Origin of the sequence: Streptomyces sp. 71268, assembly GCF_029392895.1 — a bacterium.
Classification (GTDB): Bacteria; Actinomycetota; Actinomycetes; order Streptomycetales; family Streptomycetaceae; genus Streptomyces.
In genome coordinates this window covers 3,207,148-3,223,848 of sequence record NZ_CP114200.1, presented here as the reverse complement: position 1 = coordinate 3,223,848, position 16,701 = coordinate 3,207,148, and the positions used below count along the sequence as shown (strand labels likewise).

Here is a 16,701-nt window from a genome sequence, read left to right as displayed (position 1 = left end):
CGCATCCTCATGACCGGAGGACGGGGCCGCAGTGTGGCACCGCGGGAACTGGCCACGGACCCGGAGAACTGGCCCGACGCGGTGATCCCCGATCACCCCCAGGCCAGGGTGGTCCAAGTCATCGCGAGGTCGTTGGCCAGGCACGTCAACCAAGAGGGTCTCGGTCTCCGCCGCGTCGCTGCACTCAGCGGAGTGAATCGACAGGCCATCGCGAACTTGTTGGTCGGCGACAGTTGGCCCGACGTGGCCACGCTGAGCCGGTTGGAGGACGGACTCGGAATCGGTCTGTACCCAGGTTCGTCGGGGCCGGGGTCTCGACATTGCTGAACCTCCCGCTCGCCGGCGCTTCTGTACGCAGGCAGGGTGAAATCGGCCCAGCACGCCCTCCGAGTGGCCCAGTGGTGGGTTACGCTCCGAGGGCATGCTGAAGCCCGTTGCAGGTCTCACGTGCACCGGTGCCGCTGAGCTTCCACCTCGGCGGCACCACTTATTTGTCTGACTGCCACATCAGTCGTCTGCCTGACGTCGCTTCTTCAAGTACTCCTTAAGCAGCCTCCTCCGACTCGTCAGAGGGTCCAGTGAGGAGGCCCGGGCCAACCTTGCGGAGGTGACCTCCGTCGGCGAGCCGCTTCAGTGCTGCGCGGGTACCCTCGACCTGAGTCCGCTTGGGGTTGGTGCGCCCCAAGGCGATTGCCACCTCCTTGGGGTGAAGTGGATGATCCGCGCTTGATACGAGCGTCACGTTGCGCAGGCTTACCGGGCCGAGTTCACGCCTGTCGTGCAGGCGTTGGCGCCTTGAGGGGGAACCCGATCGGACTTCTGCGTGGCAGGCTTCCGAGAGGGGGAGCTTGCGCAGCCCTCGCCGTCTTCCGCTGTCCCCTCATCCGCCTCTGTAGCGGGCAACTGCTCTGTGACTGGATGCTTCTGCAAGCGGGACCGTGCCAGTCGGGGCTGCGAGCAGCGTCGGAACCGTCCGTCGGGTGATGGTTAGGTGCGCCAGGCGTTCTTCCAGGCACGCCACCTCACTCCGCAGATGATCGAGTGCCCCTCGGACCGTACCTTCTTCTGCGTCCAGACGCTCGAAGAGTGACTCACCCCCCACTGCTACTCCCGTCCCCGACTGGCTTGCATACCCCCTATTGCCGGGGCTGCGCTGCATAAGTGCGACGAACAAGACTGTAGGAGGCAGGCATACTGCTAGGCCCAAAAGCAGCCCTATTTCACCCGACCGGGAAGGACGCTCCTGCATGTTGCCTGCATGTAGGGGTCTCGCGAGTTGTGCCACCAACCCTCACCCGCGCGCTGTGGCTAGGGGCTGTGTGGAGTTCGGATCTTCGTAAGGCTCGCTGGTGTGAGGGGTTGGGCTGGTAGAACTCGGTTTGTGGCGCTTTGATGTAACGGATGCCGAGTGGGCTTTGATCGAGAGATGTCTGCCGGTGGCGGCAACGGGTCCGCTGCCTCGTCGGGTGCGGGACCATTTCAACGGCGTGTTGTGGCGGTTTCGCACCGGCTGCGGCTGGCGTGACGTGCCGGACCGTTATGGTCCCTGGTCGACGGTGTACTCGCGGTTCAACATGTGGGCGAAGGCGGGGGTGTTCGAGGCATTGATGGATGCCTTGATCGCGGAGGCTGCGGCGCGAGGGCGGGTCGGTCTGGAACTGGTCAGTGTGGATTCCACGGTCGTGCGCGCCCATCACGAGTCGTCCGGCCTGGCGATCGCCGGAGAGACTCTGGACGCTCTTGAACAGGCTCTGACCGAGGAAAAGGGGGTTCCACTGCCGGAGCAGGGGCCGGTCCTGCGGGTGACGCACCGCAGGCCAGCGCAGGTGCGGGCCTTGCACAGGAGACGGACGGGGACCGCTTTGCGACGCGTCGGCGTCGCCGAGCGCGCGCGAAAGCGGCCGGAGTCGGCCGGTCCCGAGGCGGACTGAGCAGCAAGATCCATGCCGCGGTCGACACTGCGGGACTGCCGCTGGTGTTCGTCCTAACCCCACGTCAGGCCGCGGACAGCCCGCAGTTCCAGACGGTGCTGGGACAGACCCGGGTCCCAGGCTCGCTTGGCCGGCCACGCACCCGCCCTGGGGCGGTGGCCGCGGACAAGGCCTACTCGTCCAAGGCGAACCGCGCCTACCTGCGCAGACGCGGGATCACCGCCGTGATCCCGGAGAAGGTCGACCAGGCCGCCAACCGGCGGAGGAAGGGCTCGGCCGGCGGTCGCCCCCTCGCCTTCGACGTGGACCGCTACCGGCAGCGCAACACCGTGGAACGCTGCTTCCAGAGACTCAAGACCTGGCGCGGAATCGCCACCCGCTACGACAAGTCCCCTCAGAGCTACACAGCAGGGCTCCACCTCCGAGGATCGATCATGTGGCTGAAGCGCGTCACCACAGCCCCATGATCCGAACTTCAAACAGCTCCTAGTACAAGGTGATCGGGCCGTCCGGTAGCCAGCCCTCGAGATAGCCAGCCGCCAACGTCGCAATGGTGTCACCATGTGGTTCCTGTAGGACATCATCCAGTCTCATGCGCGGCACCCACTGCATAGACGCGGCTGCCCGAAAACCACTGTCCAAGGCAGTGTGCTGAACCCGATTGGTGCAAGCGCTCAGCACCTGCTCCCCCGTCCGTACCCTGGGTGAGCCGTCAGTAGACGGCGGCGTGAATCGATGCCCTACGACTGAACCCCATCGCAACAGGAGGCCCGCAAAGCAGTTTCTGGCTAGCCAGGTAGCCGCTTTCATCTGGCTCTCCTGTGGGTGCACCGTGCACCGAGGCAGCGTCCATGGCGAGGCTGCTCTGGGTGACCGGAGCGCTACACGTTCCGCGTTATCGATCACGATCAGAGTCAGCAGGGGGCGAGACGTGGGATTGGGCAAGCTCATGGGTGAAGCGTCAAGCGTGGGTAGACAAGCAGCCACCTCACTTGATCCAAATGGCGGGAGGGGTGCGATGGCCTGAGCTTTGCTCGGGTCCGTACTGTGGACTCTTCGCCGAAGGCGCTTCTCGCTCGGTCCTTACATGCTTGAGAGCTATGTGGCCCACTCGACCGCGCCCTGGCGTCCCGCGGTCGTAACGATGATCTTGGCGTCGAATCGGCGGATGCCCTTGGGGATAAGTGCGACGCCATCGCCAAATCCCGCCCTGCCTTAAGGTGTGGGTGCGCAGCGCACACAGACGTATCCGTCTGCGGGACCGACGGTAGTCGGAATGGAGTAGAAGGTATACATGGCCGACGAGCAGCTGGACCTGGGCATCCCCGTGCCGGAGAAGCCGATGAAAAACGGGCGGCCCGAGGAGCAGTCCGGCCAGGCCGGCGTACCTCGAAAGCTCGGCGACGACGAGACGATCGACTACATCAGCAACAAGGACGTCGTCAAGCTGACCGACGCCGAGATCGTCCGCCAGCGCATTGCCAGGGTCCTGGTGCACCAGTACGGCATCAACCCGGAGGACATGGTCCGCGACTACCCGCTCCAGGTCCTCAACACAGAGACCGGCCGGATGAGCCGCAAGCGGGCGAGCATCGCGATCTTCGAGCACGACAAGCCGAAGACGCCGGAGAACCTGAAGCGCATCGTCGTCACCAAGGCCCGTCCCAAGAACGGCCGTACGGTCACCAAGATCCGCACTTACGCCCAGGCGGACGCCCAGTTGCAGGAGCTCCGCGATCTGATGACCGCCGCTGGGCCGTCCTGCACCTTGGGCATGTGGACCGACGACAAGGACCTGTACTTCGTCGAGCGCGAGAGCACCCGTTTCGAGCCGCGCTTTCATCCGCTGCCGAACTGGCCGCGGGGCGACGACGAGGAGTTCGACGCCACCCGCGACGCCTCGTCCCTGGCGGAGTTGCGGCACGCGGACGAGTACATGCTCCGCTTCGCTTTCCGGCGCTGCCACAATTTCATCCACGGCAACGAGGGCCTGCCCAAGGACGCCGCCTTCTGGCAGTTCCTCTACGTTCTCTTCGCCAAGATCCATGACGAACGGCTGGTGCGTGAGAAGGGGCGGGCACCGCGCTTCCGCGTCGGCATCGAGGACCTGGACAAGGAGGGCCGCACGGGGAGCCCGGCCGTCGCTGCTCGGATAAGGGAGCTCTTCGAGGAGGTCAAGACCGACTACGCGGACCAGGGGTTGTTCGACGACCGTGACCGGCTGACCCTGTCCGACCCGGCGCTCACCTTCATCACCAGCGAGCTGGCTCCCTTCAGCCTCTACGCCACACCCATCGACGCCAAGGGCGTGGCATACCAGGAACTCGTGGGTGACAACCTGCGTGGTGACCGTGGCCAGTACTTCACCCCCACCGGGGCGGTGAGGCTGATGGTGGATATCCTCGCCCCCAAGGAGCACGAAACCGTTTTCGATCCCTGCTGTGGAACGGGCGGCTTCCTCCGGGAGACCCTCAACTACCTCCAGGAGCAGTGGAAGCCGAAGAACGGCACCTTCACCAGCCAGGAGTACGCCGAGATTCTGCCCCCCCTGCGCAAGAAGCTCGCAGCCTACGCGCGTGGGCACATCTTCGGCGCCGACTTCGACCCCTTCCTGCGCCGCGCCGCTGCCATGGGCGTCATGATGCTCACCGACATCGCGGGCAACGTCTACCAGATGGACTCGATCGCCTTCCCCGACGGTCACCTGCCGGGCAACGACGAGGCGAAGAGGGTGCCACAGATACAACTCGGCGCCGTGGACGTCCTGATGACGAACCCCCCGTTCGGCTCCGACATCCCCTTCTCTGAGGCTGCGGTGCTGGGCAGGTATCGGGACCGGGTGCGTCAGCGCGGCGGTGACTGGGGTGTCGCCTGGAACTACACCCGCGAGAACGGCGAGCTGAAGAAGTCGGGTGAGGCCACGGCCGTTTCCCCCGAACAACTCTTCGTGCAGCGCGCCATCGAGTGGGTCAAGCCGGGAGGACGCATCGGCATCGTCCTGCCCAACGGCATCCTGTCCAACCCCGGGCCCTCGGACGAGGCGGTACGCCGGTTCATCCTGCAGGAGTGCTGGGTCATGGCCAGCGTCGAACTACCGGTGGAGACGTTCATCTACGAGGCCGGGGTCAACATTCTCACCACCCTGCTTTTCCTCGTCCGCAAGACAGACGAGGAAAAGCGGGCCGAGCGCTTCCACGGCTCGGAGGACTACCCCGTGTTCATGGCGGTCGCCGAGAAGGTGGGCATCGACCGCCGGGGGAAGCCAGTCGTCGTCCGTTCCCCGGAGGGTCATGTCGTCACCGAGGAGTACGAGGACGAGGAAGTCCTCCGGATCGCCGGCGTCGAGGTGCGGCGCACGTTCAAGCGGGAGCGCCCCATCCCCGACAACGATCTTCCGAAGATCGCGGAGAGGTACCACGAGTTCGTAGCGCGGTACGCCCACGAGCTTCCCTGGAAGGACCGTACGTGATCACCCGGATCGAGGCCTACAACTACCGGTGCTTCGAGAACCTGGCCGTCGACCTGTCCCGCTTCCACATACTCGCCGGGGCGAACGGCTCGGGCAAGAGCACCCTGCTGGACATCCCCGTCCTGCTCGGCGAGCTGCTGACCGCCCGCCGGATCGAGGACGCCTTCCTGGACCCCTCCCCGGCCACAGGGCGGCCTCCTCGGGCCCTGTCCCTCATGGAACTCGCCCACCGGGGCCGGGACGGCGGTTTCGGCTTCGCCATGGAAGCCCGGCTTCCCGACCCGGTCGCCGACGTGATCGCCGAGTCCAGCCGCGATCCGCGGTTCCCCGCGCCCACACACCTGCGGTACGAGTTCCACCTCGAACCTGTGGACAGCGGGCGGGGGCTGGAGATCGCCGGCGAGTATCTGGTGCTCTTCCATGAGGAGGCCCCGGTCCGGCCGATCCCCGAGGTGAAGGCCCTCGGCGATCCCGATGAGGCCACGGTCACCGGCCGGGGCCGCAGCCAGCGCATCAACCCTCAGTGGCACGAGCCCTGGCGCCCGGTGATCGCCCGTACCCGCGGTCCCGTCGTCCGATTCACCCCTGAGGCGGGACGTCAGGGCCAACAGCTCAATTTCCGGAGCCAGCACAGCAACCTGGCCTTGGCCACGGTCCCTTTCGACGACACGCAGTTCCCCGCCGCGCTGTGGTTCCAGGACCTCCTCCGCAACGGCGCCGTCCTCTACGCCCCCGAGTGGTCCGCGCTCCGTCAGGCCGCCCCGCCCGCCGGCCGCGAACCGAGACTCGACACCCAGGGCCTCAACGCCCCCTGGCTCGCTCTCCAGCTCGAGCGCGACGACCCCGCGCGGTACGGCGCCTGGGTCGACCTGGTCCAACTCGCCCTGCCGCAGGTCGAAGCAGTCGAGGTCGTCGAACGCGAGGAGGACCGCCACGCCTACTTCCGTGTGACCTACGACGGCGGCTACCAGGTCACCTCCTCGGGCCTGTCCGACGGCACCCTGCGGGTACTCGCCCTCACGCTTCTGCCGTACCTGCCCCGAATCCCCGCTCTGCTGGTCACCGAGGAACCGGAGAACGGCATCTACCCGCAGGCCATCGAGATCGTCATGCAGGCGCTGCGGACCGTGCGCGGCAGCCAGGTCCTCGTCGCCTCCCAGTCGCCTCTGGTCCTGGCTCAGGCCAACCTCGCCGACGTCCTCGCCACCCGCATGGACCCCGATACGGGCGCGGTCACCGTCGTACGCGGCGACCACCATCCCCGTATGGCCGACTGGCGCGCCGGCCTGGACGACCTCGATCTCGGCACGCTCTTCGCCACGGGAGTCTTTGAGTGAGTCGCACGAGCGCAAAGCGGCGGCGTTCCGGTCCCGCTTCCCCGACGCCCCTGGCCTCCTCCGTACCCCAGCAGTCGGCTCCGGTGGAGGAGACGGCGAAGCGGGAACTGGTCTTCCTGGTCGCCGACAAGGGTATGGAGGCCATGATCGGGACCTTCCTGGGGCGGGGAGACTTTCACCATAAGCTGGGATGCGCCCGCTTCGAGTTCAACCACAAGACCGACATCGTCAGGGCGGGTGGACACGATCCCGGACTGGTGAAGAGGGAAGCGGGCAAGATCCTCAACCGCCGCAGACGCGAGTTCCGCCGTGCGGTCGTGGTCGTGGATAACGCCTACGAGGGCTCCCCAGGCCCGGACGAGATCCGTGACCGAATCGCTGCGCAGCTGGAAGGCGTCTGGGAGCAATTCGAGGTCATCGTCATTGAGCCCGAGCTAGAGAACTGGTTCTGGATCGACGACCTGGGCCTGGTCAAACGGGTTCTCCTGTGGACACCGAAGGGCGGCGACCGCACGCCGAGACAGGTGCTGGAGGAGGCCGGTCTGTGGCAGCCCGGTGCCGACAAGCCCGGTGACCCGAAGCGGGCGGTGGAGTACCTGTACGAGGAGGGCTACACCGCCGACCAGAACAACGGCATTTTCAAGCGGCTGGCCCTTGCCTTGCCCTCCGTGCGAAGGTGCACGGACAAGTCGTTCCAGCGGCTGATGGCCACGTTGGCCGAATGGTTCCCCGCCCAGGGGGCGACAGCGGTGGGGAAGTACGGGACCGATCACACTAAGCAGACGGAGTACAAGCAGTGAAGACCGCGTCCACAGACAACCCGGTCCGCCTCAGCTGGCTCCGGGAGCAGGGGCTTCGTCTGGACGCGGCGCCCTATCTGTCGGGGGCGTTCGCGGCGAATCAGTTGCTGAAGGGGATTCCCGTTCGCAAGGATCCGTTGTCGGACCTCACGGCGGGGCATAACGGAGGCATTTTCAACGGTCCCAAGTTCAGCCGCCTCTATGTCAATGATCCTGAGGTGGGTGTGCCATTTCTTGGCAGCACTGACATGATGGAGGCGGATCTCACGCATCTGCCGCTGCTCGGTCATGAGGTCGCCAATAAATTCCCGTACCTGGAGATCCAGCCTGGGATGACGCTGATCTCTTGCTCGGGGACCATCGGGCGAATGGCGTATGTGCGACCTGACATGCGGGGCATCTGGTCCTCGCAGCATGTGATGAAGGTCCAAGCCAATCCGGCGCGGGTGAAGTCCGGGTACCTCAACACCTTCCTGCGTAGCCGTTTCGGTGTCCCTATCATCACCAGCCATGCCTACGGCGCGATCATCCAGCACATCGAGCCGCACCACATCGCGGATCTGCCGGTGCCGCGGTTCGGGGAGGACGTGGAGAACCGTATCCACGACCTCGTGGAGGAGGCGGCGTCGCTCCGGGCGGAGTTCCAGAGCGGCCTGGAGGAGGCGACCAGGGACCTCTTCACCACGGCGCGCCTGGAAAAGCTGCTCGACACGCGGTGGCATGACCAGCCCCGGGACCTGGGCTTCACTCAGCGGGGGATCACGCCGACGACGCTGCGGGCGCTTAACTACCAGCCGAGGGCTCGCCGAATCATCAACGATCTGCGCGAAGTGGATCACGTGCTGCTTGGGGACATCTGCAAGGGCGGACAACTGAGCCGAGGCCTGCGCTTTTCGCGTGTAGAGGGCGCCGAAGGTTCGCAGTACAGCTATAAGTTGGTGGGGCAGCGGCAAGCATTCTGGCTGCGTCCGGAAGGGCGATGGGTCAGCAAGGCCAACACTTCACCAGAAGTATTGGCCCAAGATGAGACGATTCTCGTTGCCTCGCAAGGAACTCTTGGTGAGAACGAGGTGTTTGGCCGACCGATTTTTGCTACTGGTTCCTGGCTGGCATACGCCTTCTCGGAGCATTTTCTCCGTGTGCGCCCTGGCGGCTCGCCATTCACCGGCGCTTACCTTTTCGCTTTCCTTCGCTCTGAGTCAATGTTCCGGGTTCTGCGTTCAATGTCCACAGGGGGTAAACAGCAGGACATTCACACCGGATTGTGCGCCGAGATCCCCGTACCTCTGCTTACGGCAGATGACCGGGACCGGATCACCGAAACGACCCGGACCGCCTACCGCAAGCGGGACGAGGCCGACGCGAAGGAAGACCTGGCCCTCGACCTGCTGGAGAAGGCGGTTGCGCAGCATACGGGCGTGGCCCCTGCGGGACTGCCCGCACCAGCCTGAGAAGGGGCCGTGGCAGGCGTCGCGGAGCAGTTACCGCGGTGCGCAGCGGGGCCAGCGGCAGGGCGGCCACGTCCGTGAGTCGGGCAGCTGGACGGGGTCGCCGCCGTCGTAGGTGCGCTCTTCGATCTTGCGGATCTGCCGCCCGTCACCGGTAAGGCGGTAGTGCTGATTGTCATGCGGGACTTGCCCGACTCGGGCGGGTTCCGGCGTTCACTGCTCGCCCTCCTTCCGCTCTTGGTAGCACGGGCAGCCGCAGCGGGTCATCAGCAGCAGGTCCATGCTGTGCGGCAGTGGCACATCCTTCCCTGGTGGCACTCGGCGCGCAGGTACTCGTACGCGGGCTGTTGGGCGAGGCGCATTCCGACGGGCCACCTGGTGGTGTCCCCCATGGTGCTCGCCGCGCTGGACTACCTGCTCACCTCACGGATCGGCGCCGCAGCAGCCATGAACGCGCTGGACTTCATCACCGGGCAGACGGAGTCTCGCCAGTTCGTGATCCCTGGCACCGCGCCGCATGCGAGGACCGCCATGGCGGTGATGCGAGGCTACGTCGACGCTGACGGCGTGGCCGGGGGCTCACCGACGCGATGACCGTGGCCCTGGCCACGGCCTTCCAGACGGCCGACATCTTCACGACGGACGGCCACTTTCGCATGATGCGGCCGCACCGGCAGCTCGCCTTCCGCCTGCTTCCCGACGATCTCTGACGGTGGGCGACACTCTCGAAAGCTGTGGCTTGAGCACGGCGGCTAGGGCGTTTCTTTCGGATCATCTTGCTGACCAGATGAAGATGGCGGCGAGGTGGAGTCCGGCGAGGTAGATGGTGGCGGTCTTGTCGTATCGGGTTGCCAGACCGCGCCACTGCTTGAGTTTGCTGATGCAGCGTTCGACCGTGTTGCGCTGTTTGTAGGCGTCGTGGTCGAAGGCCGGCGGGCGACCGCCGAGCCGGCCGAGCCGTTTGCGGTGCGCGGCTTGGTCGGCCGGCTGTGGGATCACCGCTCGGATTCCGCGCCGTCGCAGGTGACTGCGGATCGCTCGGGACGAATACGCTTTGTCGGCCAGGACCACCTCTGGTGTTGTTCTGGGCCGGCCGATCGGCCGGGGCACCCGCAGGCGTGACATGACCTCGGTGAACGCTGGTGCGTCGCCGGCCTGACCGGGTGTGATGGTGAACGCGAGTGGGCGGCAGCGGCCGTCGGCCACGAGGTGGATTTTGGTGGTCAGCCCGCCGCGGGACCGTCCAAGGGCATGATCGGCCGGCTCGCCGGCCGGGGCCCCTTTTGACGGGCCCCGGCGGCGTGCTGATGTGCTCGCACGATCGTGGAGTCCACCGCGACGACCCAGTCCAGGTCGCCCTCGGCGTCGGCCTGGGCCAGCAAAGCGGTGAAGACCTTCTCCCAGGTACCGTCGGCCGCCCACATACGCAGCCGGTTGTGGGCGCCCTTCCACGAGCCGAACCGTGCGGGCAGGTCCATCCATGGTGTCCCGGTGCGGTACTTGTAGGCGATCGCGTCGATCACCTGCCGGTGATCACGCCAACGCCCGCCCCGCTTCGGCGTCCGATCCGGCAACAACGGCTCGAACCTCGCCCACTGGGCATCAGTCAACGACACACCAGACCAACGATCAGATGATCCCAAAGAAACGCCCTAGTTGCCCAGTTGTCCACAGCCAGTCACGCAGGGGACCCGACCACACTAGAGTGATGCGAGCACACGGCGGTGCCGTGCGGTTCAGCTCCGTCAACTGCCCCCGTGCGCAAGGCGCGGGGGACGTGCGAGGGTGACGGGACCGTACAGGGGGGGAACAGCCGCCGATGGCGCGCATCATCCGGGTTGGAGAACCGGTCAACGACGCCGAGAAGGTCGTTCTGCGGCATCTGCGGGACAACGCGCCCGCCGAATGGACCGTGATCCACAACTTCGAGATCACCCGGCACCGGCAGACCTTCGAGGTCGACCTCGCTATTCTCACCGACCGTGCCTGCTATATCGCCGACACAAAGGGGACCCACGGGCGCATCGAGGTCCACGGCCCAAGGTGGTTCCCGGCGGGACGCCAGCCGTTCCCGAGTCCGGTGCGCAAGGTACGGGAGCACGCCAAGACGGTCGCGAGTCTGCTGCGGCAGTCGAGCGTCTCGCACCAGCTGGGTTCGGTGTGGTGCGAGGAGTTGGTGATCCTCCCGTACGAGGACTCGCGGTTGGTCGATCCAGACGGCAGGGACGAGAAGAACACCGCCCTGTTGAAGGATCTCGTGCCGTTCCTGCGGCGGCACCGGCCTTCCAGCAACGCGCCGGTGATGGACATCACCGTGCTGCATGACGACATCGCCCGCGCCCTGGGAGCGGTGTCCCGGCCGTCGTCGGGCCGTCGGGCGTTCGGTGTCTACGAGGCCTTCGAGACGCTGGCCGAGGCCGGTTCCGAGGCGACGGACGACGCGGACCGGGTGTCGGTGTACCGGGCGGTGCGATCGGACCAGCCGAACTCCGGGACCTACCTGGTGCAGGTGCACACCGTTGATCCGCTGCTGCCGGAGGAGGAGCACACCCGGGCGCGCGAGAAGATCGGCAACCCGTTGCAGGCGCTCAACAAACTGCCGCCGAGCCGCAACATCGTGCCGTGCGTCGATGTTGTTTCCCTGGAGGACGAGACCGGCTACGCGGTGGTCCTGAAGGACGTGCAGGCTGAGGCGCTGCGGGTGCGCATGTCGGCGGGCGGCGACCGGCCCGTGCTGGGAGCTGACGCAAAGCGCCGGGTGGTCTCCGGGGTGCTGTCGGGGCTGGCGGTCGCGCACGGATACAGGGTGGTCCATCGGCACATCACTCCGGATACGGTGCTGGTGGCCCGCAACGGCACCGCGATGATCACCGGGTTCGACTACGCCCACACCGGCCAGCTGCGCGTGGGCACGGTGGCGATGGACGCGTATGAGCGCCATGACGCCGCTTATCTGGCACCGGAGTGCGCGGCCGGGCCCCAAGGATTCTCAAAGGCGTCGGACATATACGCGGCCGGGGTCCTCTTCCATGAGCTGTTCACCGGCGAACTGCCCACCGTCACCGGCGAGGGCCGACTGAGCGACAGCCTCGATGACGCCTCCGGACTCGGTCCCGGCATCAAGGACCTGATCAGGCGGCTGCTGGCCGCCGACCCGGCGCAGCGGCCTGACGCGGCTACGGCTGTCGCCGAGCTGGAAGCTCTCCTGCGGGCCGGCTCGGGCGCCGGCGCGGGTGGCGGCCGGGGCGCGGGGGGCCAGGCGCCGCCCGGAGAGCCCGAGGAACCCTTTGACTGGACGAACCCGCACCGCTACTACGGCCTTCCGGCGGGCTTCAGGCTCACTGAGAAGTTCCACGTCCGCAAAGAACTGGGCCGGGGCAGCTTCGGCGTGGTCTACCAGGTGTTCAACTCCCTGGACGAAACGGACGAGGTCCTGAAGATCATCACCAAGGACCGGGAGTCCGTTGAGGCCCGGCTCAAGGACGAGTACCGTATCCTGCGCCAACTTCCGCCGCACCCGAACCTGGTCCGGCTCATCGACGCCGACTGGCTGCCCAAGGGCGGATTCCCCTATCTGCGCATGGAGTTCGCCGAAGGGTACGACCTGCAGGCGGTGTCCCGCCGCGAACGCAGGCTCGGCGCGGCGGATGTGAAACGGCTGCTGGAGGACTGCCTGCTCGGCCTCGGCCACCTGCACAGCAACGGCGTCTACCACTGCGACATCAAGCCCAGTAACCTGCTGTGGACGCCCGAGGGCACCAAGCTGCTGGACTTCAACGCAGCCGTCTCAGTCGACTCCACCCTGACCCCGACCCTTGGCTCCCCGAAGTACTACCCCCCGGACTCCGCCCGCGGACGGCGCCCCACCCGCGCGGAACTCGCCGACCTCGACCTGTACGCCTTGGGCATCTCGGCCTACATGGCGCTCACGGGCGACTACCCCTGGCCGCGCAAGCAGGAGCCGCCGCGCGGAGAGCCGGGACTCGACCCCCGGAAGATCGCTGGGCTGGGTGATTTGAGCTGGGCCTTCGCCGACCTGCTGATGCGTTCGATCGCGCCAAGCCGGGCGGATCGCTTCCCCGACGCTGAGGCGTACCTGGCCGCCGTACGGGCCGTCGGCGAGGTGCGGGTGCGGCCCGCCGCCACGCCGCACACGACGGCATATGCACTGCGCCCGTCGCCTGCGGCGGCGGAGGAGAACACCAATCCGTTCGTCAGCCACCTACAGACCCTGTACAGCCAGAGCAGCCGCACCAACGCCGGTACCCGAGGGTTGGACCCCGCCGAGTTCCCGCTCTACGTGGCCACCGCGCTGGACACCCGGCTGCGGGCGGACGTACTGGCCGGGAACCACCGGCTGGTGGTCATCACCGGCAACGCTGGTGACGGCAAGACAGCCTTCCTGGAGCAGCTCGCTGCCGAGGCGCTCAAGCGGGGCGCGGTCTCCGGTGAGAAGCGGGCCAACGGCGATGACTTCGTCTTCCAGGGGCGCACCTTCCACACGAACCACGACGGCAGCCAGGACGAGGGAGATCAGGACAATAGCGCAGTGCTGGACGCCTTCCTCGCTCCGTACCGGGGCGCGGACCCGGGTGCCTGGCCCGATGACGAGACCCGACTGATCGCCATCAACGAGGGCAGGCTCGTCGACTTCGTCACCGAACGCGGCGAGGAGTACCCGCTGCTCGCCGAGGCGATCCGTGAGGGACTGGGCTCCGGTCAGCCCGCCCACGGGATCGCCGTGGTGAACCTCAACGTCCGCGACGTGGTTGCCGACCCCGAAGGCGACGGCGAGTCGATCCTGCACCGCATGGTCGGCGTGATGACCGACTCCAAGCGCTGGGTCGCCTGCTCCTCCTGCGACCTGGCGTCGCGCTGCTACGCCCGCCACAACGCGCAGACCTTTGCCCACCCGGCCGCGGGCCCCCAGGTCACGGAGCGGCTGGCCGCGTTGTACCGCATGACCCACCTGCGCGGGCGACTGCACATCACCCTGCGTGATCTGCGGTCCGCCCTCGCCTACACCCTCACCTCAGGGAGGGACTGCGCCCAGATCCACGAGCTCTACAACCGCCCCGGCAGCGTCCAGGACCGACTGGACGGTTTCTACTTCACGAGCTGGGCGGGTATCCACACCGGCGGCCCGGGAGAAACCGATCGACTGCTCGCCCAGCTGCGCGAGCTGGACATCGCCACCGTCCCGGACCCGCAACTGGACCGCAGACTGGACTATGTGGGACCCGCCGGAGGACACGGTCTGATCTCTGTCGACCAGCGCGGCGACCATGACGCCGTGCTGCTGGCGGACCGCTTCGCCGCGCTGCCCCGCACGCCCGCGGCGAACGCGGTTGCGTCCGATCAGCACCGGGCCTACCTCGCCGCGGCCCGGCGCCGCTTCTTCTTCGAAAGCCTCGACGACGAGCGCTGGAAGACCATGCTCAGCTATCACTCCGGAGGCCGGTTCCTGGATCTGGTCACGGGCGGCGAGCTGGGCCCCGCGGAGCTGGACCGAATCATCGAGGCCGTCAACAGGGGCGAGGGGCTCCCCGGAGCCGCGCTCGACGGGGAGCAGGCCCTCGCCCTGCAGGTCCGGTCGGTACCCGGCGGAACCGTCCGTAGCTACCGCCTGTTCCCCGCCGACCGGTTCACCCTGCGGATCGGATCCTCCCCTGACTCGCCCTACGTCGAGACCAGCCCCCGCGAGCTGGTGGTCCGCTACGAGGGAGCCGAAGGAGCCGCGCCGCACCGCGCCGAACTAGTGGTGAGGCTGGATCTGTACGAGCTGCTGGACCGCCTCCATGACGGCTACCAGCCGGGCGTGGAGGACCGGCAGGGGCAGGACGTGGCGCTGGCAGTGTTCAAGAACGCGCTGTCCGCCACGCCGTACCAGGAGGTGCTGCTCACCGCGCCGGGCAGCGTGCCGCACAAGATCACCAGGCTGGTGGACGGAGCGCTCAGGCTGGCGCCGGTCGAGTCCGCGGCCGGCACGGGAACGGGGAGCGACTGATGGCCTTGCGCAAGCAGGACAGCGAGTTCCGACATCTCGGAGTGTCGTACCTGGACTTCAAGCGCGTCGAAATGGACCGGGTGCTCACCGGTTTCCTCATGCGCGTCAACCACAACGGCCAGCCGAGCAGGCTTGCTCAGCGGCACAAGCACGAGAGTGACACCTTCGTCCAGGAATTTCTCGACGAGCAGTACGCCGACCGGTTCCAGGGCTTCCGCGAGCACCGCGACATGGCCCAGCGTTGGATCGAGACCCAGCTGCTGGACATGGTCAACCGGGGAAAGCCGAGCCAGGCCGTCGCAGGGCTCCGCCCTTTGCACGGCTTGACGTACAAGTTCCGCAACTACTACCACTCCCGGGCCTACGGCGCCGACGCCCAGCTGTACGAGATGCTGCGGCACGCCCGCGACGGACGGGGCACGCTCGCCCTGGAGGCAATCCGCGGGTTCTTTTTCACCGGCCTGGACCCGGCCCTGGGAACTCCGCTGCCCGGCAGCGGCCTCGACGTCGAGACCCAGGCCGTGCTGCACCTCAACAGCCAGGTGAAGCATGACACCCCGCAGACCGTCAAAGGCTGGTATTCCGCCCCGCCGCTCTGCGTCGGGCAGTCCGACCTTCTGGCCGACGACGTGCTGCGGCTGCTGTCCCTGCGCGACCTGCTGCCGCGCATCGTCATGGTCGAGTACCTGAAGATCCTCTTCGCCTTCCACCTGGCGCTGGGCCAGCTGAAGACGATGAAGCTGCTGACGTCCATGGTCGAGCGGTCCGGCGCCGAACCCTCCTGCGGGCCGGAGAACTGCCCCGCCGGCCCCGGCCAGGGCCAGGACGACTTCGCCGCCTGCCCGTTCCGTGTCGGGCTGTTCGTGGACGCGGCAGGAGTGCCCGGAACACCGGCGGCGGCGCTGGCCGAACGGAGCGCCGAGGTCTGGTTGCGGCGCATCCCGGGCTTCGTCCGCGCCGGATACACCGTCCGTAAACTGGACGAGTTCGCTCGGCATCTGGTGAGCCTGGACGAGGTGGCCAAGCCGTCGAGAGGCTTCTTCACGGTCGTCGAAGTGCTCCAGTTCGCCGACAGGCCCCACCAGAAACGGCGTGAGCAGTTCTTCGCAGCCAGGATGGACAACCTGTTGGTCGATACGCCCATCGACGAGCAACCCGAGGGGGTACGGCCGCTGCTCGGCGCGGGCATGGGGCTCAGCTCCTTCGAGCAGTACATCGAGCTGCTCATGGCCTACCGGGGCAAGTACCACAACGACTACATCATCGAATCCATCGACTCCCTCCTGCTCAAGAACCGTCCGGGAGCGGTCATCGCGCAGCCCTACCGGGGCCGCCGCCGCTTCGTCCTGGACAGCGCGCTGCTGGAAGTCCTGGTCCAGATCGCACTGCTCAGACCCAACGCCCGCGGCACCCGGTCCCGCTTCCTGCACCACACCGCGTCCCTGCGCCTGGACGAGTTCATGGACATCCTGCGGCGCCGCTACGGCCTCCACGTGAACCAGTTGCCGGCGGACGACGGCTTCGCGTCCACGAGCTTCGAGGAGCAGGCCGTACTGCGGTCGAACGCGGAGGCGTTCACGACCCGGATGCGGGAGATCGGCTTCTACAGCGACCTGTCCGACGCCTACCTCACTCAGGTGATCACGCCACGCTTCGTGATCGGTGAGGACGGCACGGTGACGGCGGGCGGAAGGTAGCGGAGGACGGAC

General features: G+C 66.9%; 7 protein-coding genes and 2 pseudogenes. 8 read left to right on the top strand and 1 reads right to left on the bottom strand.

Going from position 1 to position 16,701, the window contains the following annotated elements:
* The first annotated feature begins 1,379 nt into the window (after positions 1–1,379).
* From OYE22_RS12020 to OYE22_RS11995, 6 genes and pseudogenes are all read left to right on the top strand, one after another.
* Positions 1,380–2,398 (top strand): annotated as a pseudogene (locus OYE22_RS12020) (IS5 family transposase).
* A gap of 827 nt (positions 2,399–3,225) precedes the next feature.
* Positions 3,226–5,400, top strand: a complete 2,175-nt coding sequence (locus OYE22_RS12015; RefSeq protein ID WP_277320409.1) for an N-6 DNA methylase — start codon at positions 3,226–3,228, stop codon at positions 5,398–5,400.
* Positions 5,397–6,737, top strand: coding sequence for an AAA family ATPase (locus OYE22_RS12010; protein WP_277320408.1), 1,341 nt, complete (start codon positions 5,397–5,399; stop codon positions 6,735–6,737). Before OYE22_RS12015 ends, OYE22_RS12010 begins: the two co-directional genes overlap by 4 nt.
* An 83-nt stretch (positions 6,738–6,820) precedes the next feature.
* Entirely contained in the window at positions 6,821–7,537 is a 717-nt protein-coding gene (locus OYE22_RS12005; protein ID WP_277320407.1) for a hypothetical protein, read from the top strand.
* Entirely contained in the window at positions 7,534–8,988 is a 1,455-nt protein-coding gene (locus tag OYE22_RS12000; protein ID WP_277320406.1) for a restriction endonuclease subunit S, read from the top strand. The genes OYE22_RS12005 and OYE22_RS12000 overlap by 4 nt, the downstream gene beginning before the upstream one ends.
* Before the next feature lie 387 nt (positions 8,989–9,375).
* Complete coding sequence (locus tag OYE22_RS11995) at positions 9,376–9,579, top strand: hypothetical protein (protein ID WP_277320405.1); 204 nt, start codon at positions 9,376–9,378, stop codon at positions 9,577–9,579.
* Positions 9,580–9,756: 177 nt separating this feature from the next.
* Here OYE22_RS11995 and OYE22_RS11990 read toward each other — a convergent pair.
* Positions 9,757–10,601: pseudogene (locus OYE22_RS11990) on the bottom strand (IS5 family transposase).
* Positions 10,602–10,804: 203 nt separating this feature from the next.
* Here OYE22_RS11990 and OYE22_RS11985 point away from each other — a divergent pair.
* Positions 10,805–14,992 carry a protein kinase gene (locus OYE22_RS11985; RefSeq protein ID WP_277320404.1) on the top strand — a complete coding sequence of 1,396 codons (4,188 nt, stop codon included), beginning with the start codon at positions 10,805–10,807 and terminating at the stop codon, positions 14,990–14,992.
* Positions 14,992–16,689, top strand: a complete 1,698-nt coding sequence (locus OYE22_RS11980; protein ID WP_277320403.1) for a hypothetical protein — start codon at positions 14,992–14,994, stop codon at positions 16,687–16,689. Before OYE22_RS11985 ends, OYE22_RS11980 begins: the two co-directional genes overlap by 1 nt.
* The last annotated feature ends 12 nt before the right edge of the window (positions 16,690–16,701 follow it).